Origin of the sequence: Lewinella sp. W8, assembly GCF_004375085.3 — a bacterium.
In the GTDB taxonomy this organism is placed as follows: domain Bacteria; phylum Bacteroidota; class Bacteroidia; order Chitinophagales; family Saprospiraceae; genus Neolewinella.
In genome coordinates, this window is sequence record NZ_SNAQ03000022.1 from 57,360 (window position 1) to 79,866 (window position 22,507).

The following is a 22,507-nucleotide window of genomic DNA, read 5'->3' on the forward strand; positions in this document are numbered from 1 at the left end:
CAGAAAAAAGGGGATATGTGGTAGGCAGTCCGTCGATAGTTATGACAATTCCCCGCGAAACCACTAAAATTGTAGCTTCGTTCGGAAGGCTCCGAACAATTCCACGGACCATGCGATATACTTAATGTGGTTCGGAAAACCTTTCTACGGATCACTCACACACAAATTTCAACTTACGTCAAATCCAGCGCTAATGCTTAAGCACTTACTTTTTGCCGTCGCCATGCTCACTTGTGCCAGCATGTACGGTCAATTACAAAAACAATATCCCTGGGAATTTGGTCTTCAACTCGGAACCTCCAGCTACGGTGGTGATCTTTCCGAAAATGACCTGCCCCTATTCAACGAACCGTCCATCAGCGCCGGCCTTATGGTCCGTCGTCGGATTGGAACGGCTCTGGCCCTCCGCCTTCACCTGATGTACGGTGGACTGAGCATTGATGACGATGTAAACGCTGAACGTGGTTACTCCTTCAGTACCTCCGTCATCGAACCCGGTCTGATCCTCGAACTGGAACCCTTCGCCAAGAGTCGTTTCGGAGCTGACGGATTCAAGAAAATTCTTTCTCCCTACATCTCTGCGGGTGTTGCCTACGGTATCTGGGGAGACGTCGACACGGACTTTAACGGAGATAGCGGTACGCCCATCAGCAACGACATGATGGCTGATGCCGACGATTCCGGCGGCATTGTTTTCCCGGTAGGTGTTGGTCTGAAGTACTACGTTTCTGAGCGTTCTTCTCTCGGTCTCGACTTCAGCGCACGCATTACCGGTGATGACCTGATCGACGGTGTCAGCGAGTCTGGCAACCCCGACGAAAATGACACCTACGGTTTCTTCGCCCTGACCTTTGCTACTGGCTTCGGCAAGCCCGACAGTGACAAAGACGGTATCGTTGACGAACTCGACGCCTGTCCCGAGGAGGCTGGTCCCGAATCTACCATGGGCTGTCCTGACCAGGACGGTGACGGTGTTGCCGACAAAGACGACGCTTGTCCTACGGTTGCCGGTCTGGCGACCCTGATGGGTTGCCCCGACGGTGACGGTGATGGTGTTGCCGACAAAGACGATGACTGTCCTACCGAAGCCGGTGTGGCCAGCCTGAACGGCTGTCCTGACCAGGACGGTGACGGTGTTGCTGATAAAGATGATGCCTGTCCCACCGAAGCTGGTGTAGCCAGCCTGATGGGTTGCCCCGACGGTGACGGTGACGGCATTGCCGACAAAGACGATGACTGTCCTGCCGAAGCAGGTCCCGCTGCCCTGAACGGCTGCCCCGACCGCGACGGTGACGGTATTGCCGACAAAGACGACGAGTGTCCGGACGAAGCTGGTGTAGCCAGCCGCAACGGATGTCCTGAGCCCACCGAGCGCCCCGAGTCGCTAGAAGAGCGTATTGCTCGCTACAGCCAGCTGCTGGAAGGACAGGACTTCAACCACATCCGCGTGGACAGCGTGACGGGAACGATCGCCATCGACCGCATCTACTTCCCCACGGACGTATCCAGCCTGAACCGTCCTGACCGTCTCATCATTGAAGAGATTGATCGCTTCCTGGCGCTGCCCGGTGCTTCTGAATTCAGCATCCGCTACGAAGGCCACGCTGACCGTCGTGCTTCTGACGAGTACAACCAGCGTCTCTCCGAGCGTCGTGCCGGTTCCGCCGAGAAGTACAGCCTCGACAAAGGTGCTACTCAGGACAAACTGAGCACCATCGGCTTTGGTGAGCAGAAGCCCGTGGGCGAAACGCTGCGCGAAAACCGTGTGGTAATCCCCGTAGCTTCCGAGCCTACCCGGATGGTCACCGACAACTAAAGTAAACTACCCACCGCAACCGATCAGGAATGATCGGCGGGTGCATTGGGCGCCGCTTCCCTCCCGGAAGCGGCGTCCTTTTTTTTGCCTTTTTGCGTCTGGCCGGATGGATTTCAGCGGGTCGGGCAAGCGCCCACTCCACCCCAACAAGGTAAACACTGGCTAAAAAGCGAATATTCGCCCATTTTCAAAATTTAGCGTCCACATAATTTGGAAAAAACACCCTGATCATTGCATTTTTGTACTCCTGCCGTCTTGTTTTTCAACAAGTTATCAAAGGCAGCATGGTATACTATCCTTCCAGAGGTCGCTTCTAATATACTTTGGTGGTTTCCACCACTCACGATCATGACTTACGGTAATTCTGTCGGGGCAGAAGGAGCCATGGATCAACCTGTTATTCAACGTCAAATCAAGAAAAGGGAAAAGCACTCAAATATGTCAGAATACAGAATTATCATTGCTGGTCAATTGGAATTTGGCTCAGAGCGGGTTTTCAATCAGGTGGTCGAACAGTACAACCACCGGATGGAGAACTACTACAAAAATGATATTCTGTTAAAGGCCGAAAACATCTTCAAAGAAGAAGAGCTTACCCTGGATATTCCGAGGACGGTTGTCGTGGGGAGTGAGCGACACTGGCTGAACACCCTGAACTTACTTGAGCGGGTAGTCTCCTTCAGTATGGCCGGCAGCCTCAACCTCTGGCGGCTGGAAGCGGGCAAGATTCTCGATCATCACATCCTGGAGCCCAAGAGTGACCGAACCACGGTGCAATTGTTCAACCGCGGGCGGAAGCTGGTCAATCAGGAAGAAAAAGAACAGGAGGCCCTCGCCATGATGACCAAGGTCGTCGGTCGATTTGCCCGTCACGCCCAGGCTTACGAACGCAGGGGCTACGTCAACTTCCGACTCAACAATATGGACGACGCTCTTTATGACTACAACAAGAGCCTGTCCATCAATCCTTCCATGCCCGAAAGCCACTACGGCCGGGGACTGGTATACGCCCGGAAGGAGCAGTGGGAAGAAGCGGCGGCTGACTTTGATGCCGTCACGAAGAACAGCATCCCGCACCAGGCCATCTACTGGATGGCCCAGGTTGCGCTGGGTGACACGTACATGCAACTGAAGCGCCCTGCCGATGCGCTACGGGTATACAATATGTTCACCAAGCGGAAGCAGCGAATCGGAAGTCTGGATCGCTATAACCGCCGCATCAATTTCCTGCTCGGCCAGCTACTGGATAAGGCTGGGCGTACGGAAGACGCCATCAGTGCTTTTGAGCGGGCGCTGGAAGCTGCTCCCGACGATAAGGCTCCCGAAGAATCGCAGATTCGCTACCACCTGGGGCTGGCGCTCCAAAAAAAAGGCCTGACGGCCGAAGCGATTAGTAATTTTGAGCAAGCCGCCGCCGACGTGCCCGAAGCCCATCAGGCCCTGGAGCAAAGTCGGGTAGACGCCTGATAACATTGCTCTTCGCCGGACGTTATGTAGGGTAAACAACTGCGCTTGTTCCCTCATCCGGCCTTAGAAGGTGCACTTGCACCGCAGGACGCCGTGGGGATCACGTCCAAAAGAACCCACTGGTGGCTTTGAAAGAACTTTTCCTCTTACTTTTCTTTGGTAGCTTACTCACCGCCTGCGCGGTAGCTCAGTCTGGTGCGACCACGCTCAGTGAGCTCAAAAAGAAGGAAACCAAGATCCTGGATGAAGCGCAGCTGGCGCTGGACCGGGAGCAGTATGCCGTGGCCCGGGAGAAGTTTTCCTTGTTGCTCGACAAGTATCCGCAAATTGCCGACCTCTACTTCCGTAGGGCACAGGCCAGTGGAGGGCAGCAGGATTATGATGCGGCGATCGCGGACATGCAAAGGGGCATTGAACTCGACGGGGATAAGAGTACCGTTGCGTACCGCGTACTCGGGGACCTACAGCAACGAGCGGGAGCATTTGCGGGGGCCGTAAGCTCCTACGAGACCTACCTGAGCAGACTCTCTCAAGCAGTTCCTCCCAATCGCCGTGAGGCAGCGGAAGCCAAACTAAGCGAGGCAAAGGTGGCCGCAGAGCTGGCCGCCAACCCCGTGCCTTTTACCCCTCGACCCGTAAAAGGTATGATCAACACCAAAGAAAATCTTGAATACTTCCCCTCCCTGAGCGTGGATGGCCAGCGGATGATCTTTACCCGGCGGACTCCCGGCCGGGGAAACTTTGAAGACTTCTACCAGAGCGAACGTCAACCCGACGGCAGTTGGGGGCCCGGAGCGCCCATTACCAGTCTGAATTCCGAATACGGCGAAGCCGCCCAAACGCTGACGGCCGATGAGCAATACATGGTGTTTACCGCCTGCTTGCGGCCCGACGGTCTGGGCAGTTGCGACCTTTACTTCAGTGAAAAACGCGACGGCAAATGGAGTACTCCCCAAAATATGGGCGAAGTGATCAATTCCGGAGCCACCGACCGGCAACCGAGCATCTCCGCCGATGGCCGCTTACTATTCTTTTCCAGCAATCGCCCCGGAGGATACGGGGGTGATGACTTGTACGTTACGGGGAGGGGGCCATCCGGGAATTGGTCTCCTCCCGTGAATTTGGGGCCGGTCATCAATACGAAGGGTAACGATCAGTTCCCCTTCTGGGCCAACGATGGTAAAACCTTGTTTTTTACCAGTAACGGCCACCCGGGAATGGGAGGAGATGACCTGTTTCGTAGTCAGCTCACCCCCGATAATGCCTGGGGGACGCCCGGCAACCTCGGCTATCCCATCAACACCCCGGAAGACGAAGCCAACCTCTTCATTTCCCTCAACGGTGAGCAGGCCTACTTCAGTAAGAGCATCAACCGTGCAGATAACCCCAGGCCCGACGTAGACATCTTTGAGTTCGACCTTCCTCCCAGCCTCCGACCCGATCCGGCCACCTACGTGGAAGCTACCGTCACGGACGCGGTCACCGGGGAAGCCCTCGTGGCCAGCGTACGCCTACGCCCACTCGATCAGGAGACACCCCCCTTCGTCCAGACTTCGAATGCGGAGGGACGCTTCTTGTCGGTCTTACCGACGGGCCGCGAGTACGCACTGACCGTAGACCGGGAGGGATACCTGTACTACACCGATCGGTTCTCCCTGGACGAAGGTTACGCCGTTGACAATCCCTTCCTACTCACCATCCAATTGCAGCCCCTGGAAGAAATTGGCTCCGAAATCCCCCTCGACGCCACGGCCGAAGACGACGGAGCGATCCCGCTCAAAAACGTACTTTTCGCCACGGGCAGCGCGGACTTACTTCCCGTCTCCGGCGACGAACTGGATCGGCTCTATGCCCTGCTGAACAACCGTCAGGACCTGATGGTGGAGATTGCCGGCCACACCGACAACGTCGGTGAGGAAGACGACAACCTCCAGCTTAGCCTACTACGGGCAGAAGCCGTGAAGGCTTACCTGGAGGCAAAGGGGATCGCGGAGGACCGCCTGATTACGAAGGGTTATGGAGAACAAAAACCCGTAGCGACCAACGACACGGAAGCGGGACGCAGCAAAAACCGTCGGACAACCTTCCGCTTGCTCACGAGTGAATAGGCGGATCAATCGCAAAAGGTCAAAACTGCGCTAAATCATTGGGGAAGGTCCGCCGAGGCAGCGTGCAGTAGGCCGGAAATGGCTACTTTTGCGCCATGACCGATCAAGCAGAATCGTTACCGGCCCGCAAACCGGCGTGGGCCTTAATGCTCAGCGGCTTATTTCATCCGCTGCTGGTTCCTACCTACATGTTTTTGCTTCTGGTGGCGGTGAATCCCTACCTGTTCGGGTCCAACAATTTCCTGGATACCCGCTCGGCGATCACCCTGCTGATGATCTTCCTGTATACCTTCGTCATTCCACTGGTATCCGTGGTATTGATGCTGGCGCTCGGGATGATCAGCAGTCTGATGATCGACGATCGGATGGAGCGGATCGGGCCCCTGCTGCTGGTGATGGTGCTTTACTTCTGGGTGTATTACAACTTCAGCCAGAGCAACGACATTCCGACCATTTTCTCCAGCTACATGCTGGGCATCGTGATGGCGCTCGGGGCCAGTTTCGTCATTAACGTGGCGGATAAAATCAGCCTCCACGCCGTCGGTATGGGCGGCCTGGTGGGAATGGCGATGATCACCATGGCCATTTTTGGCGCCAACGGCATTCAGATCAGCGGACTGACCTTCAGTCTTGGGTTGCTGGTGCTGCTGACGGTAATTCTTGCCGGCCTCGTCGGCTCCGCCCGCCTGGCCCTGAAGGCGCATGCTCCCGGTCAGCTTTACGTGGGATACGCCGTAGGCTTTATTGCGCAGCTCGCGGCCCTGTTGTATTATTTTCAAGGATAGAGGGTACATGGAATACATCGAAACATCCCAAAGCCGGGTCATTGGCCACTATCGGGGTGCCGAACCGGGCCCACTGGTGATTGCACTGGGGGGGATCCACGGCAACGAACCCGCCGGCGTGCAGGGGCTCGAACGCCTTTTCGATCTGCTGGCCGAAGAACCCTTCATCAACCCTTCCTTCAGTTTCCGGGGAGAACTTCTGGCCCTGCGGGGTAACCTGTCGGCCCTGGCGGCGGGCGTCCGCTACATTGATACGGACCTGAACCGCATCTGGGAGCCCGCCGAACGCCGGAAGAACCGCCCCCGCACCCGGGAGGACCAGGAGCTGGACGAATTACTGGCCGTGATCGAACATGCCATTGAAGAATCCCCCCTGAGTGAGCTGGTGCTCCTGGACCTGCACACCACCACGGCCGACGGTGGACTGTTCGCCATCACGGGAGACGATCTCCCGAGCCTTTCCCTGGCGGCGGAGATGTACGTTCCCGTCGTCAAGGGTATGCTGGATGGCCTGCAGGGCACCACCCTCGAATATTTCCGGACCGGACAGGCGACCAACGGCCGGCCCGTACGGGCCGTCGTCTTTGAGTCGGGCAACCACCACGACCCCGCTTCGGTGGACCTGGCCGTGGCCGGCACCATCAACCTACTCCGTGCCCTGGGCTGCGTGCGGGAAGAGGACGTCAACACCCTCCACGACGAAAAGCTGCGCGAGGCTTCGGCGGCCTTACCCCGCATGACGGAGCTGGTCTACGTCCACAACATCAGCAAAGATGGCTCAGATCATTTTCAGATGAAGTCGGGCTACCACAACTTCCAGCGCGTCAGGCAGGGGGAAGAGCTGGCCCACGATCGCAACGGCCCCATCCTGTGCCCCGAAGATGGTTACCTCCTCATGCCCCTGTACCAAAAGCTGGGCAAGGAGGGCTTTTTTATCGTTCGGGACTATCATAAATCCACCGCCTATTAACTCCCCGGGCAGGTAATGGCGGAACAACTCCCGAATGTCCTCACCGGAAGGCCCACACTAAAATCTTATGCAGCGCTCCACCGGCTTATTCTTCGGATCGTTCAACCCCGTCCACGTGGGGCACATGATCATCGCCAACTACATGGCCACCCAGACGGCGCTGGACGAAGTCTGGATGGTGGTGAGTCCGCAGAATCCCTTCAAAAAGCGGCAGTCGCTGGCCCGGGACCACGACCGGCTCCACCTGGTGCGGCTCGCCATCGGCGACACCCCCAACCTGCGGGCCAGCGCGGTGGAATTTGACCTGCCCAAACCCAGTTATACCATCGACACCCTGGCCGTCTTGAGGGAACAGTTCCCGGAGCGGACCTTTTCGCTCATCATGGGGGGAGACAACCTGCCGACCTTGCCAAAGTGGAAAAACTCGGACATACTGCTTCGGGACTTCGACATTCACGTCTACAACCGCCCCGGATACGAGTTGGGGGAGCTGCAGGACCACCCCCGGGTGTTCGTTCATGACGCTCCCCTGATGCACCTTTCGGCCACCTACATCCGGCAGTGCCTCCGCGAAGGGCACAGCGTCCGCTACCTGGTGCCGGAAGCCGTGGCGAAGGAATTGGCAGTGTCCGGTCTGTATCGGTGATGCACTTACCGATTTGCCCGGCACCTGCGGCCCCTCGCCCAAAGCCATCGCACCACCGGAAGCGAGAACTGTCATACATCGGACAGCAGATTTCTCCCGCCAACGTCGTTTCCCAGACGACGTTCGTTCCCTTCACCGTATCAATAGGGAACCGCCGACCGGCTACATAACCCTACCTTTGCCGTATGCCCCTAAAGACGATTTTCTTTTTCCTTTTTCTGTCCCTTGCCTGCTGCCTGTCCGCCCAAACGGACAGCCTGGGCCAGTGGACCACGCATCAATCCTACCGGTTTGGCACCTACGTAACGGAGAGCGAAAATTCGATCATTTACACCACGGGAAAGGCCATCTTTTACCTCGATAAAGAAGACCTGAGCATCACCCGGTTGGCCCGGGAAGACGGGCTCGCGGAGGGTCGCATCCGACTGATCCGCTACCACGCCCCCACCCAAACGCTGATCATCGTGTACCAGAACAGCGTCATTGACCTGTTGCGGGACGGGCAGTTCTTCACGCTGCGGCAAATTGACAACTTCAACTTCAGCGGCGACAAAACGATCTACGACCTCTTCCTGGGAGAAAACAACCTCATTTACCTCGCGGCGGGATACGGGGTATCGGCCCTGAGCCTGGACGACCAGACCTTCCGTTTCACCACCTTCACCGGCGTACGGGTAGAGGGGACGGCGATCCACGACGGCTTCATTTACGCCGCCACCGAAGAGGGGCTCTACCGGGCGCCCAGGGAAGGGGTCAACCTGAACGACTTCGGCAACTGGGCCCTGCTCGGCCCGGAAATCGGCCTCCCCGGCGACTACAGTAGCAATGCCGTAAACGTCTACCGGGACAGTCTCTACTTCGGCGTGGACAAAGACGTCTTCAAGCTCACCGCATCCGGTGCCGAGCTCTTCTTTGACACCGACGACGAGCGGGAGTGGCGATTACAGTACCTCAGCGTCGGCCCTACCTTCCTGCTGGCGGGTTACCGTTGCACGACCAACAGCTGTAACAGCCGCCAGCTCATTTTTCTGGATGAGGAAGGGCAGCGCAAAAGGATCTTTGCTCAGTGCATCATCCGCACCAACTACGCAATCGAAGACGACCGTGGCCGCATCTGGTTTGGCGAAGACGAGGAAACCCCACTCATTCGCTACCTCGACGGCATTGACGACGGCGACTGTAACGAAATTGAGTACAGCGGCCCCCGCGACGACAACAACTACCGGATGCTGCACGACGGGACCAGCCTATGGGTCGCCCCCGGCGTCCTGGACGAAAACTTCTCCCCCAGCTTTTCCTTCGGGGGCGTTTACCGGTTCCGGGACGGAGACTGGAGCACCTTCAACCGCGACAATACCGCCGTCTTCCTCGGCCGGGACGGGCAGCAGGGAGGCGACGATGACGTCGCCTCCATCGTTGACGTGCACTACGACGAGATCAACGACCGCTACTGGTTTGGTTCCTATTTTGAAGGGGCGATTGCCTTTGACCCCGAAACCGAAACCGGTGAACTCTTTGACGAGACCAACAGCAGCCTGCAACTGAGTGCGGGGGCGGGGCCCGGGCGCGTCCGGGTGTCGGGGGCGGTAACGGACCCGCAGGGGTTCACTTACCTGACCAACAACAAGGCGACCAACGGCGACTTCATCAGCGTAGTCAGTCCCGAAGGCGACTGGGCCGCCCTGGGGGGAAACTGCGGCGTCAACGACGCCATCGCCATCGACATTGACCAATTTGGCTACCTGTGGACCGTCCACGCCACCAGCGTGGGTGGCGGACTGACCGTCACGGACCCCATGGGCACGCCCCTGGACCCCAGCGACGACCGCTGCCGGAGCATCACCTCCAGCAACAGCGAGCTGCCCTCGAACAACGTCCGGAGCATCGCCGTGGACCTGGACGGGAACGTCTGGGTCGGTACTTCGCAGGGCATCGTGCTCTTCGAGTGTGGCGCCTCCGTGTTCGACACGGACATCTGCATCGGCCGTCGGCCGATCGTCGAGGCGGAGGATGAGTTCGGGGGTTTCCTGCTCGAAACGGAAGAAATCCGCTCCATCACCGTCGACGGGGGCAACCGCAAGTGGATCGGCACCAGTGGAGGCGCCTACCTGCTCTCGCCCACCGGCGACGAGCAGCTGCTCTTTTTTGATCAGGGGAACAGTCCGTTACTGGACAACATCGTCCGCGACATTGCCATCGACCCCAACACCGGCATCGTTTACTTTGGCACGGAACTGGGCATCATCAGCTACCGGGCGGAGGCCACCACCGCCACCCGGCGCTTTCGGGAGGAGCTGGTCATCTTCCCCAATCCCGTGGAGCCCAGCTACGGGGGACCGATTGCCATCAACGGCCTGGCGCGGGACGCGCGGGTCAAGATTACCGACGTGAGTGGCAAACTCGTGGCCGAAGGCAACGCCACCGGCGGGCAGTTCATCTGGGACGGGGCCGACTACAACGGACGGCGGGTAACGAGCGGGGTGTACCTGATTTTCGCCTCCAGCAACGGCCGTTTCGGGCTTACCAACCCCGACTCCGCAACGGGCAAGATTGTGTTTATCCGGTAAGCGACTTACCTTGAGCCCTATGAAGCTCCGCTACAGCTACCACTCGGCCCACAATGCCGCCACCACCGACCGCTGGCGTCATTTTATCGTCTTCGTTGGCGCCCTGTTGCTGCTCGTGGCCGCCACCGTTGAATTGTACCGCTACTTCACCCACTGGGGGGACGCCGATCCGCACTGGTGGGAACTGATCCTTGGCGTCGGGTACCTGGTGGTCGGTCTGGCGCTGGCGGTTTTTGGCTACCGCATGGCCAACGCCAGCGACGGCGCCGAAGACCGCTTCGTTCGCGTGGGCGAAGACACCCTGCGCTGGCACCTCTGCCAGCAGGACGGAGAGGAGAGCCTGCCGCTGGCGGATATTCAGTCCGTCGAGCGGGTGAACGTCCGGGACCTGAAGATCAGCCACGTGGGCGGAGAAACCATGCTGCCCATCTACCTGGTGGCCGACGGGGGAAAACAGGAGGAATTGTTGCGGGTACTGACGGAGGTAGCCGGGCGGTAGGCGATGATCGCAGAGGCCCTGGTCCGTTCTGCGAACGGTCTGCAGACCTCGCTCACGTAGGAGGACCCTTCCAGGGCCCTCGCTAATTAAGTGTTCCCCCTACTCCTTATTCGCCAGCTGCCCGCAGGCCGCGTCGATGTCCTTGCCCCGGCTGCGACGGACGGTGACCATGATGCCCCGGTCGCGGAGGTAGGTGGCAAAATCGTCGATGCGGTGCTCGGTGGATTTGCGGAAGGGGGCGTTGTCGATCGGGTTGTATTCGATGATGTTGACCATGCTGGGTACCCGCCGGCAGATCTGGTAGAGGCGCTCGGCGTCTTCGAGGGTATCGTTAAAGTCCTGGAAGGTGATGTATTCGTAGCCGATCCGCTTTTTGGTTTTGGCGTAGAAGTATTCCAGGGATTCCATGAGCACCTCGAGGTTGTTGGTCTCGTTGATCGGCATGATCTCGTTGCGCTTCTCGTCGTCGGCCGCGTGGAGGCTCAGGGCGAGGTTGACCTTGGTGTCCGCATCGGCGAGTTTTTTGATCATCTTGGCGATGCCGGCGGTCGAGACCGTCAGGCGGCGGGGGGCCATGTGCAGTCCGGTGTGGGAGGTGATCCGGTCGATGCTGCCCAGGACGGAGTTGAAGGCCAGCAGGGGTTCGCCCATGCCCATGTAGACAATGTTGGTCAGGGGCTTGCCGTAGACCTCCAGGCACTGCTCGTTGACCAGGAAGACCTGGTCGTAGATTTCTGCGGCCGTCAGGTTGCGCAGTCGTTTCATGCGGCCCGTGGCGCAAAAAGTACAGGTGAGGCTGCACCCCACCTGGCTGCTGACGCAGACGGTAAACCGGTCGTCGGCCTCCACGGGAATCAGCACCGATTCGATCAGGTGGCCGTCGTGCAGCCGGAAGCGGTTTTTGATGGTGCCGTCCAGGCTCCGCTGCTGTTTGTCGAGCGTCATGACCGGAAAACTGAACTGTGCCTTGAGTTGCTCCCGGAGGGCCAGCGAGAGGTTGGTCATCTCGTCGAAATTCCGGGCGCCCTTTTTCCACAACCACTCGTAGACCTGCTTGGCACGGAAGGGCCGTTCGCCCATCAGCACGAGGGCGGAGGTGAGCTCTTCGAGGGAAAGGCTCCGGATATCGGTTAGTGTGGTGGCGGTAGAGGCAGACATGGATAATGCTTGTAATCAATTGGGCGACGGGGCGCAGGTGCAGCGTGTTAGGTTAAGGGCCGCAACCGTAGAGACAAGGCATGCCTTGTCTCTACGGTTTCGTGGGCATGCATTATGTGCGATGCCCATTGGGAATACCATGGCACCTGCGCCCCGTCGCCCCACATTTTCGATACAACACCCAAAAACTTAGGCAGTTGTAAAACGGCCGCAAAGATAGGGCGAAAGAAATTCCCGGAAAACCGTCGGGTGGTCCGAAAAAGTATGTTCCTCACCCATGACGCTCCCCCGTCCGTAAAAAATAAGCCCTTAAAAAAAGGACCTAGCGACTACTTTCCCCTGTCCGCCAGCTTTCCAAAACGGATTCACCCGTCAGAATTGCCGGCCAGGATATGCAACTTCAATCCGTCTGGTACGTTACCTTCACCCTCACGAATAGAAAAATTACTCCTGCATTGTCTCACGGCCAACTGAACGATCCTAACCACTGGGCCCTCTACGAGGAGGCGCTCCGCTACGATAAGGTGGGGGACGTGTACACGGCCGTGAAATTGCTCAAGAAGGTGGGGCGGCTGGTGCCCGACTGGCCCGATTCCTTTGCCGTGCTGGGCAAGATTTATCACCGCCGCAGAGAATGGAAGCCCGCCTTCCACTACTGGAAAAAGACCGTTGCCCTCGACGCCGACGACCGGGAGGCCTGGTGGCACCTCGGTCTGGCCGCCATCGCCCTCGGCCGGAAACGGGTGGCCGCTACCGTCTGGGGAAAATTCGGGTTCAGGGAAGTGCCACTCGGCCAGCCCCTGGGGCTGGAACTTCGCACCCCCGACGGCTACGAAATCCTCTGGATGCAGCCCCTCGACGCCGCCCGCGGGCGCATTCTGAGCATCCCCCACCCCGCCAGCGGCATGCGCTACCGTGACCTGATGCTCTACGACCGCCGTTCCCAGCGGGGAACCAACGTCGTGCAACGCCGGCGGGTACCCATTTTTCAGTCGCTGGACCGCCTCAAGCGGTCTCCCTACCAGACCTTCAGTTGCCTGCTGCACACCAGCGACGAAAAAAGCATTCGCCAGCTGGAGCAGCTTTGCTTCGAGGCGGGACTGGGCTTTGAGGTTTGGAGTAACGCCAGTCGGGCCATCCAACTGAGTCCGACCCTGGCCTCCGACGCCGAGCGGAAGGCCTTTCCGGAGTACTACAGCGATTTGCTCCCCCGGGAAGATCACGGCACGACCCTGGCGGCCATCGCCGCCATCCACCCCGCCGAAGTAGAACGCTGCCTCAACGATTGGCAGATCATCTCCCTGGCCGCCTTTTCCGACCTGAAGCACCACTAAAAACTGAAATGAAATCCCTAGTCGGAAACGGCTTCGGCTCCGTGCAGGGCACCGATGAAGGTCATCATTTCATCGAGGCCGCCGACGATCTTTACGCGATCAAATTCCGAAAAATCGTGCAGGGAGGCCTGGTAGCCCGTCAGGAGAAGGGTGGCGTCCGGGCAGCCCGTCAGCACGCTCTCCACGTGGGCCTCCACGGGTTCGTGGACGAAGGCGTTGGACAGGATGGTGAACAAGTAATCGATGCGGGTGCAGCGGGCGGCATCCGCCAGGTCCACGGCGCTCACGTCTCCCCCCAGGTAGAGGGTGGAGAACTGCCGCTTGCGGAGCAGATACTGAACGAAGAGTAAACTGAGTTCCTGGCGTTCGCCTTCGGGCAGATAGAGCGCAAAGGTCGGCCCCCGCCGCTGTTTGAGCGGCGGTAGTGCATCCGTAGCCGCGATCACCTTCTGGCGAATTAGGTTCCCGATGAAGGCTTCCTGTACCGGAGTAACCGAGCCCGTGAAGTAGAGCACGCCGAGTTTATCCAGAAAGGGGTAGATCACCTCCAGCATCGTTTCCTCGAAGCCCCGTTGCTTGATGTTCGTGTCGATGATGTGGCTGAACTTGAATTCATCCATCTCCACGGTGGAAAGGGTCAGGGCGTCCAGCTGGGTATCGGCGCTGACGTTGATGGAGCTGATGGCCGCCACCCGTTCGGCCCGCTCATCCGACGGCATCTTGGCGATCTTCGAGATGCGCATGCCGTTCTTGTTCAACAGGGCCACGTTGAGTAATTCGCGGAGGTCCTCGTCGAGGTAGTAGCGGATGTTGGAAGCCGTTCTTTTGGGTGTCACGATCGCATACCGCTGCTCCCACGCGCGTAGCGTGGCCGCCTTGATGCCGGTAAGCTTTTCGAGATCACTAATGGAGTAAACGGCCAAAATGCGGGGTTAGGAGGGTATTTAAACTTGTCAGAAATGGAAGCCGGGGGACTAACATCGGTCTTCCAGAATAGTTCAGTGCGCCGGACACGGGTTCTTTATTCGCTTTTGGCTATTTTTCGCCTCCGAACTTGATTCGGGCGTGACCGCAGGATGCAATGTAACAATATAGCGCCGCATTTCCGGGTATCTGGTGATTGATCCCGGGCCTACGGCTGGCAGCACCGCCTTGACCCGGCACCTGCGCTCCGCGCCCGCGCCTCGTTCAACCCAAACATCACGGCTTTCAGCCTAAACCTAAAATTATGCTCAACCGTCTTTTACCGCTGTTCTTCCTGCTGATCTGCTTTGCCAGCGGATTGAGGGCCCAGGATTGTCGCTACCAATTGCTCATGGAAGACCTCGTTTCGGAAGACGGATGGAACGGTGGCGAACTGACCATTACCGTTGCCGGAGTTCCCAGCACCTACACCCTCACTGAGGAATTGGGGGAAGGGCGTTCCTTTTCGGTTTTTTTTGACGTAAACAACGGCGACGAAGTGGTGCTGGGCTACGCACGCGGCCCGTTCCCGGAGGAAACCAGTTTCTCCATCCTCAACAACGCCGACAGTCTGATCTTCCGGGCCGACACCGCCCCCGAAAACAGCACCAACGTGTTCAGCTTCACCGCCGCCTGCGTGGACTGTGCGCCACCGCCCGCCGCCAGCATTGTCTTTTCCCGGGTCCGCTTCAATTCCGCGGAAGTCAACTTCCAGCCGAGTAGCAGTGCGGCCGATCCGGTCTACCTTTTCGAGTACGGCACGGGGGACTATGACCCCGAAGTCTCCACCAACGGGGAGAGCCTGACGACCCAGGACACCTTCCTGCGCATCAACGACCTGGAGTCTGACGTATTGTACACCTTCTGGCTCAGCACCATCTGCCGGGCCAGCGACGATACGACGGTGCGCCGTGGCCCCTTCCAGATCGTTACCCAGAAGGAGAAAGACGTGGGCATCGCCGAGCTGATGTCGCCCATGACGGGTTGTGACCTGGGCAGCGAGGAAGTAACCATCGGCATCCGCAACTACGGGGGCGCTCCGCAGCAATTCTTCAACGTCGACTTCACCATCAACGGCAACGGCGGCGGCGTCAGCCGCCCCGCCGACGGCATCTTCACCGGCGTCGTTGGGGTGGACAGCATTGAGTTCTTCACCTTCGACGTCCGTGCCTTCCTCACCACGCCGGGAGACTACGAATTCAAGCTCTGGACGGAACTCGAAGGCGATCAGGACCCCACGAACGATACCCTGAGCATCATCGTCCGCCACGTGCCGGTAATCACGGAATTCCCCTACGTCGAGAACTTCGAAAACAACGACGGATTCTGGCGGGCAGAGCGCGCGGGTCGTGGGCCGGTCAGCTGGCAGTGGGGAACACCCCAGGGCACCTTCATCAACCGGGCGCCCCAGGGCTCCCGCGCCTGGGTAACCAACCTACGCGGCAACTACTTCAACAACGAAGAGAGCTACCTCATTAGCCCCTGTTTTGACCTGACGGACATGGAAGAAGACCCGCTCTTCTCCGCCATAATGTACATCGAAACCGAGGAAAACTTCGATGAGGTGTACCTGGAGATGACCACCGACCGCGGGGAGAACTGGCGACGAGTGGAAACCAGTCCCGCCGACATCCGCTGGTACAACGACCGGGGCAACCAGTGGTGGGAAGGTGACGGTGGCTTCGGCAACGGGCCGTCCATGGTCGCCCAGCTGCTCTCGGGTGCCGCCGGTAACGAAATTCAGCTGCGCTACGTCTTCAGCAGCGGACGCAGTGACGTGCTGGAGGGCGTGCTCGTCGACGCCGTCAGCATCGGCGAGCGGGCGGAGATCAACCTGGCCGCCCTGCAGGCGGGCCTGGACGCGGGATGCATCGCCTTCGACAACAGTAACCTCAATTTCACCGTCGTCAACCTCGGCACCACGATCGCCAGCGACTTTACCGTGAACTACACCCTCAACGGCACGGACATCATCAGCGAGCCCTTCCCGGGCAGTCTGTTGCCGGGTGAGCAGTCTACCTTCACCTTTACCGACCCGCTCAACGGCGGGGCCTTCCCCGACGGCATCACGGCCTGGGTCAGCATCGCCGGCGACGTCCAGCTCAATAACGACACCACCTTCCTGAGCTTCCCCGGCATCATGGAGCTGCCCTTCTACGAAGACTTCGAGAACGGACAACTACCCGACAGCTGGGCGCTGGACGGCGACGCGGTCATCGGCCAGCGAGCGGGCAGCCCCTCGGTCACCCTCTACGACACCTTCAACGACACGGACTCCACGATGCTGTTCTTCACGGCCACTTACGGAGATTTATCCGCCCAGGACACCCTGCGCTTCGACGTGGCCCTGGAGGGTGACGGAATCGTCAGCCTGCGGATCGACGTGGACTTCTGTGACGTTTCCACCGACATCTTCGAGATCGACACCCTCGTAGCCGGAACCTACGCGGTGGCTGTAACGCCCAGTGCGAACGGCCTGGCTCGCTTCGGTTTTTACCTCGAACGGGAGTCCGGGGAAGTCACCGTGGATTTCGACAACATCAACATCGTCCGCTGCCCGGAAAGCCTGAGCCTGACCGCTGACGTCATTGCTGTGACCGACCGCCTGGCTACCGACGGGGCGGCAACCATTTTCCCCGGAGCGGGTACGCCTCCCTATACCTTCGACTGGAATACCGGAGACACGGAGCAAACGCTTGACGGGCTGGCCCGTGGTCCCTACCAGGTGGTGGTGACCGACGTCCTGGGCTGTACGGATACCATCCGCTTCGACATTGACCTGACGGTGGACACCGACGATCCGGAGGGCATTCTGGCGGACCTTCAGGTATTCCCGAACCCAACGTCGGGGATGCTTCTGGTCCAACTTCAGCTGGAAGAGGCCGCGCCGCTTTCGATCATCCTGATGGACGTTACCGGACGGCAACTGCGGGTGCTTGATTTTGGCCGTAACGTCCGGCTGGATGCTCCCCTTGACCTGAGTGCCTATCCGGCCGGGTTGTACTTCCTCCAGTTGAGGACGGTTGACGCCAGCCGAACGCTGCGGGTGATTCGCCGATAGAACTTAATCCCCCCTTCGGGCATTTTGAAATAACCCCGCGAAGTAAAGATTGCTTCGCGGGGTTTATTTCAGGACGTTTCCAGCTCTACTATGAAAATCGGTGTTGTTTGTTATCCCACTTACGGTGGAAGTGGTGTTTTGGCTACTGAGTTAGGCCTCGGTCTGGCCCGTAAGGGTCACGAGATTCACTTCATTACTTACCGGCGTCCTGCGCGGCTGGGGCACTTTCAGGCCAACGTCTTTTATCACGAAGTGGACGGAAACGCCGATTACCCCCTGTTCGAATACGCCCCCTACGAAACCTCCCTGGCCTCCAAGCTGGTGGACGTGGTCGAGAACTACGGCCTTGACCTGTTGCACGTGCACTACGCCGTACCGCACGCGTCCGTAGCCTACATGGCCCGAAAAATTCTGATCAGCCGGGGGAGGTACGTCCCCTTCGTCACCACCCTCCACGGCACGGACATCACCCTGGTGGGTACTAATCCCGCCTTCGCCCCCACGATTACCTTCGCCATCAACAAATCCGACGGGGTCACGGCCGTTTCAAAGTCTCTGCGGGAAGACACCCTCAATAATTTTGAGATTTGTCGGCCCATTGAGGTGATTTATAACTTCATCGACTTCAAGCGGTTTCAACGCAACAACAAGGACCACTTCAAGGCCGCCATTGCGCCCAACGGAGAGCGCATTCTGATCCACGTGTCCAATTTCCGGCCCGTCAAGCGGGTGGATGACGTCATTTACATCTTCAAGATCGTCAACGACGCGATCCCCAGCAAGTTGCTGCTGATCGGTGACGGTCCGGAGCGGAGCCGGTGTGAAGAACTCAGTCGCCGGCTGAAACTCAGTCAGGACATTCGCTTCCTAGGCAAGCAGGATGCCGTAGAGGAATTGCTTGCCGTGTCTGACCTCTTCCTGTTGCCCTCGGCCAGTGAAAGCTTCGGGCTGGCGGCCCTGGAGGCTATGGCTTGCCAGGTCCCCGTCATCTCCAGCGACGTCGGGGGTATTCCCGAAGTAAACATCGACGGGGAGACCGGCTACACCTCCGGGGTGGGCATGGTGGATAAAATGGCCGAAGACGCCCTCAAGATTTTACGGGATGACCAGACCCTCGGCCGGTTCCGGGCCGGCGCCCTGGCCCAGGCCGCCCGCTTTGACATCGAGGAAATGATTCCTAAATACGAGTCCTACTACCGCGAGGTCATCGAGAACAGCAAGGTTACCCCCACCGAGCCCGTGCCGGATTGCTGATGGAGGGGTGAAAAGAGATTGATCGAAACTCTTTGCCCTGGCTAAGTCCCGCCAGCCCATTGCTTCCCCGCCGCCCAGACAAGGAGCTTACGCTCCAATTGCTCGTACTGCATCCCGGCAGCGCGCGAGGATTCCGCTCCACTGCGTTCCTTGCATCCCGGCAGCGCGCGAGGATTCCGCTCCACTGCGTTTCGCTGCACCTGCGGTCACGCCATACGCGACAAAAAGTCACCCGAAGCCTTCAATTGCCTGACAAATTTTCCACCAACTGCTTTGGGAACGCGCTTTGTGCGCTAAATGGCGACTGGTTGATAAACTTGAATGCCCTCAGAGGGCGTTCGATCTAGGAACCGGTTCCCATTAGTAAACCGGTTTCGCACCGAAACCGCAAAGCATAAAATTTATGAATTTCAACAACTTCACGATCAAGAGCCAGGAGGCACTGCAGCGGGCGGGAGAAATTGCGCTGGGTAACCAGCAGCAGTCCATTGAGCCCGGGCATTTGTTGAAGGCGGTTTTTGAGATTGATGAAAACGTTACGCCCTTTCTCTTTAAAAAGATGGGGGCGAACATCACTGCCGTCCGGCAGGCGATTGACAGTATTGTGGCTGGCTACCCGAAGGTATCCGGGGGGCAGCAGATGCTCAGCCGGACGGCCGCCGAATTAATTCAGCACGCCAACGTGGTGGCCAAGGAGATGAAAGACGAATTCGTTTCCCTGGAACATCTCCTACTCGCCACTTTGAAGATCAGTGACCAGACCGCTCAGGTGCTCCGCGACGCCGGGGTAAACGAAAAGGGGTTGAAGCTGGCCATTGAGGAACTGCGCAAGGGAAAGCGGGTGACCTCCAACTCCGCGGAGAACAGCTACAACTCCCTGGAAAAGTATGCCGTCAACCTGAACGAACGGGCGCGTAACGGTAAACTGGACCCCGTCATCGGGCGGGACGAAGAAATTCGCCGGGTGCTGCACATTCTGGCCCGCCGGTCCAAGAACAATCCCATCCTGATCGGAGAACCCGGGGTTGGTAAGACCGCCATCGTGGAGGGACTGGCGCACCGGATCGTCAACGGCGACGTCCCCGAAGACCTGCGGGATAAGGACATTTACTCCCTTGACATGGGTGCCCTGATCGCCGGGGCCAAATATCAAGGGGAGTTTGAGGAACGGCTCAAGGCGGTGATTAACGAAGTCACCCAGGCTGACGGACAGATTTTCCTCTTCATCGACGAAATCCACACCCTCGTGGGTGCGGGTAAGGGGCAGGGCGCGATGGATGCGGCCAATATCCTGAAGCCCGCGCTGGCGCGCGGGGAGCTTCGCGCCATCGGCGCGACGACCCTCGGGGAATACCAGAAGTACTTCGAAACGGATAAGGCACTCGAACGTCGCTTCCAGCAGGTACTGGTGGCCGAACCCAGCGAAGAGGACGCCATCTCCATCCTGCGCGGCCTTAAGGAGCGGTACGAAACCCACCACAAGATCAACATTCTGGACGAAGCCATCGTGGCGGCCGTGCAACTTTCCGAGCGCTACATTTCGGACCGTTTCCTGCCCGATAAGGCCATCGACCTGATCGACGAGGCGGCCGCCCGCCTGCGTTTGGAGATGAACTCCATGCCGGAAGAGCTCGACGAGATCGAGCGTAAAATCCGACAGCTGGAGATCGAGCGGGAGGCCGTGAAGCGGGAAAACGATGCCGATAAAATCAGCCGGATCAACGAAGACCTGGCCAACCTGGAAGAACAGCGCAACGGCCTGCGGGCCCAGTGGGAAAGTGAGCGGGAAGTTGTGCTGGGCATCCAGCAGGCCAAGGAGCGGATAGAAGAGCTTCGCAACGAAGCCAAGCGGGCCGAACGGGCCGGTGAATTCAGCAAGGTCGCCGAAATCCGCTACGGGCGTATTCCCGAAATTGAGGGAGAACTCGCCAGCTACAACGAGCGACTCACCGACATGCAGACGACGGCCAAGATGCTGGTCAAGGAAGAGGTGGACGCGGAAGACATTGCCGAAATCGTCGCCCGCTGGACGGGCATCCCCGTCACCCGGATGCTACAATCGGAGCGCGACAAGCTCCTGCAACTCGAGCACGAACTGCACCAGCGGGTAGTGGGTCAGGAGGAAGCGGTGGAGGCCGTAGCCGACGCCATTCGCCTGAGCCGCACGGGGCTGAGCAATCAGGAACGCCCCATCGGTAGCTTCCTGTTCCTGGGTACTACCGGCGTCGGTAAGACGGAGCTGGCCAAGGCGCTGGCCGAATACCTGTTCAACGACGAGAACATGATGACCCGGATCGACATGAGCGAATACCAGGAACGGCACGCCGTCAGCCGGCTGGTGGGAGCGCCTCCGGGATACGTCGGCTACGACGAAGGGGGCCAGCTCACCGAAGCCGTCCGTCGTAAGCCCTACTCCGTCGTGCTGCTGGACGAGATTGAAAAAGCGCACCCCGATGTGTTCAACATCCTGCTGCAGGTGCTGGACGACGGCCGACTGACGGACAATAAGGGCCGGGTGGCCAACTTCAAAAACACCATCATCATCATGACCTCGAACATGGGATCGGACATCATCCGGGAGCGGTTCAGTCAGATCGATGGCAACAACGAAGACGAAATTGTTGCCTCCACGAAGGAGGAACTCTTTGGCCTGCTCAAGCAAACGGTACGACCCGAGTTCCTGAACCGAATCGACGACATTGTCATGTTCAAACCGTTGAGCCGGAAAGACATTCGCGAAATTGTTGAGTTACAATTAATTAAAGTTCGCGAACAATTGGAAGAACAAAACATTATACTTAGTATAGCACCAGAAGCGATGGATTGGTTGGCCGCCGAAGGCTACAGTCCGGAGTTTGGTGCCCGTCCGCTTAAGCGAGTGATCAAAAAGCGGGTCCTTCGTCAGCTTTCCAAGCAAATGCTCGAAGGAAGCGTTCAGGCCGGGAGCCAAATGGTGCTTGACGTATTTGACGATGTAGTCGTCTTCCGCAAGGCGCGCGAAAACGAGCGTATTGCCGAAACGGCTTAAAGATGTTGTTCATAGTGTTATGAATAGGCGGCGGCTCTGGAGACGGAGTCGTCGCTTTCTCCTTTTCGGGCCGTGAACTACTGGTTTTCAACAACCATTAGTCCCCTGAACCGTTCCGTTGGCGTGCAAGCAACTAGCAGAAAAATTGTCGTGGCCATCGGTGGCAGCAGTGGAAGTATTTACGCCAAATGTCTCCTGGACCGGCTCGTGAGCATGTCCGATCAGTGGGACAAGGTGGGCGTGGTCATGACCGCCAACGGGAAGTACAACTGGGAGCTGGAACTAGGTGCCTTTGATCCGCAGGACTATCCCTTTGATTTTTACGATAACAAGGACTTTCACGCCCCCTTCGCCTCCGGCTCCGCCCGCTACGACACCATGATGATCTGTCCCTGCAGTATGGGGTTACTGGGCCGCATCAATGCGGGCATCAGCCAGGATCTCATCACCCGGGCGGCGGACGTCGTCCTGAAGGAACGGCGCCGGCTGATCCTCGTGCCGCGGGAAACGCCCCTCAGCCTGATCCACCTCCGTAACATGACGGCCCTGACCGAGGCCGGCGCCATTATCTGTCCGGCCATCCCCAGTTTCTACTCCGGGGCAGCAACCCGCGAGGAGCTGGCGCTGACCGTCGTAGACCGGGTCCTTGACCTGGCCGCATTCACGCCGCCCGAAACCTACCGCTGGGGAGAAGAGGACAAATAATTTCCGCCGTTCATCGACCGACGGGGTCATTCATCGACAATTTGGGAAGATTCATCGATCCCGGGGGCCGAAGGTGCAACCCCGCGGGCAAGCCCCTCGTCTTTCAACCGTATTACACACAAGAACCGCCTGATTGCCAACCCAGT

General features: G+C 58.6%; 15 protein-coding genes. 13 read left to right on the top strand and 2 right to left on the bottom strand.

Annotated elements, in window-relative coordinates:
* Window positions 1–193: 193 nt before the first annotated feature.
* From E1J53_RS20535 to E1J53_RS20570, 8 genes are all read left to right on the top strand, one after another.
* Complete coding sequence (locus tag E1J53_RS20535; protein ID WP_173021580.1) at window positions 194–1,816, top strand: DUF6089 family protein; 1,623 nt, start codon at window positions 194–196, stop codon at window positions 1,814–1,816.
* 438 nt (window positions 1,817–2,254) lie between these two features.
* The gene (locus E1J53_RS20540) at window positions 2,255–3,283 is read left to right on the top strand and encodes a tetratricopeptide repeat protein (protein ID WP_173021581.1); all 1,029 of its coding nucleotides are present in this window, start codon (window positions 2,255–2,257) and stop codon (window positions 3,281–3,283) included.
* Between the two features lie 128 nt (window positions 3,284–3,411).
* Window positions 3,412–5,391: an OmpA family protein gene (locus tag E1J53_RS20545; protein ID WP_134269887.1), complete on the top strand. Its 1,980-nt coding sequence runs from the start codon at window positions 3,412–3,414 to the stop codon at window positions 5,389–5,391.
* A gap of 95 nt (window positions 5,392–5,486) precedes the next feature.
* A complete protein-coding gene (locus tag E1J53_RS20550) occupies window positions 5,487–6,176 on the top strand; it encodes a hypothetical protein (RefSeq protein ID WP_134269886.1) in 690 nt (229 codons plus the stop codon).
* Window positions 6,177–6,183: 7 nt separating this feature from the next.
* Window positions 6,184–7,146 carry a succinylglutamate desuccinylase/aspartoacylase family protein gene (locus tag E1J53_RS20555; RefSeq protein ID WP_134269885.1) on the top strand — a complete coding sequence of 321 codons (963 nt, stop codon included), beginning with the start codon at window positions 6,184–6,186 and terminating at the stop codon, window positions 7,144–7,146.
* A 67-nt stretch (window positions 7,147–7,213) separates the two neighbouring features.
* A complete protein-coding gene (gene nadD, locus E1J53_RS20560; protein ID WP_134269884.1) occupies window positions 7,214–7,792 on the top strand; it encodes a nicotinate (nicotinamide) nucleotide adenylyltransferase in 579 nt (192 codons plus the stop codon).
* Between the two features lie 185 nt (window positions 7,793–7,977).
* Window positions 7,978–10,359, top strand: coding sequence for a two-component regulator propeller domain-containing protein (locus tag E1J53_RS20565; RefSeq protein ID WP_134269883.1), 2,382 nt, complete (start codon window positions 7,978–7,980; stop codon window positions 10,357–10,359).
* A 19-nt stretch (window positions 10,360–10,378) separates the two neighbouring features.
* Window positions 10,379–10,858, top strand: a complete 480-nt coding sequence (locus E1J53_RS20570) for a DUF308 domain-containing protein (protein WP_134269882.1) — start codon at window positions 10,379–10,381, stop codon at window positions 10,856–10,858.
* Between the two features lie 99 nt (window positions 10,859–10,957).
* Here E1J53_RS20570 and rlmN read toward each other — a convergent pair whose 3' ends face one another.
* A complete protein-coding gene (rlmN, locus tag E1J53_RS20575) occupies window positions 10,958–12,016 on the bottom strand; it encodes a 23S rRNA (adenine(2503)-C(2))-methyltransferase RlmN (RefSeq protein WP_134269881.1) in 1,059 nt (352 codons plus the stop codon).
* A 392-nt stretch (window positions 12,017–12,408) separates the two neighbouring features.
* Between rlmN and E1J53_RS20580 the strand changes: the two genes are divergently transcribed.
* Entirely contained in the window at window positions 12,409–13,350 is a 942-nt protein-coding gene (locus E1J53_RS20580; protein ID WP_134269880.1) for a M48 family metallopeptidase, read from the top strand.
* 17 nt (window positions 13,351–13,367) lie between these two features.
* Here the strand turns inward: E1J53_RS20580 and E1J53_RS20585 are convergent, their stop codons facing one another.
* Window positions 13,368–14,273, bottom strand: a complete 906-nt coding sequence (locus E1J53_RS20585; RefSeq protein ID WP_134269879.1) for a MerR family transcriptional regulator — start codon at window positions 14,271–14,273, stop codon at window positions 13,368–13,370.
* A 305-nt stretch (window positions 14,274–14,578) separates the two neighbouring features.
* Between E1J53_RS20585 and E1J53_RS20590 the strand changes: the two genes are divergently transcribed.
* From E1J53_RS20590 to E1J53_RS20605, 4 genes are all read left to right on the top strand, one after another.
* Window positions 14,579–17,374: a T9SS type A sorting domain-containing protein gene (locus tag E1J53_RS20590; protein WP_134269878.1), complete on the top strand. Its 2,796-nt coding sequence runs from the start codon at window positions 14,579–14,581 to the stop codon at window positions 17,372–17,374.
* Window positions 17,375–17,464: 90 nt separating this feature from the next.
* Window positions 17,465–18,628 (top strand): N-acetyl-alpha-D-glucosaminyl L-malate synthase BshA, encoded by a 1,164-nt coding sequence (gene bshA, locus E1J53_RS20595; protein WP_134269877.1) that lies wholly within the window; start codon window positions 17,465–17,467, stop codon window positions 18,626–18,628.
* 403 nt (window positions 18,629–19,031) lie between these two features.
* Window positions 19,032–21,656 (top strand): ATP-dependent chaperone ClpB, encoded by a 2,625-nt coding sequence (gene clpB, locus E1J53_RS20600; protein ID WP_134269876.1) that lies wholly within the window; start codon window positions 19,032–19,034, stop codon window positions 21,654–21,656.
* Between the two features lie 123 nt (window positions 21,657–21,779).
* The gene (locus tag E1J53_RS20605) at window positions 21,780–22,361 is read left to right on the top strand and encodes a UbiX family flavin prenyltransferase (RefSeq protein WP_134269875.1); all 582 of its coding nucleotides are present in this window, start codon (window positions 21,780–21,782) and stop codon (window positions 22,359–22,361) included.
* Window positions 22,362–22,507: the final 146 nt, after the last annotated feature.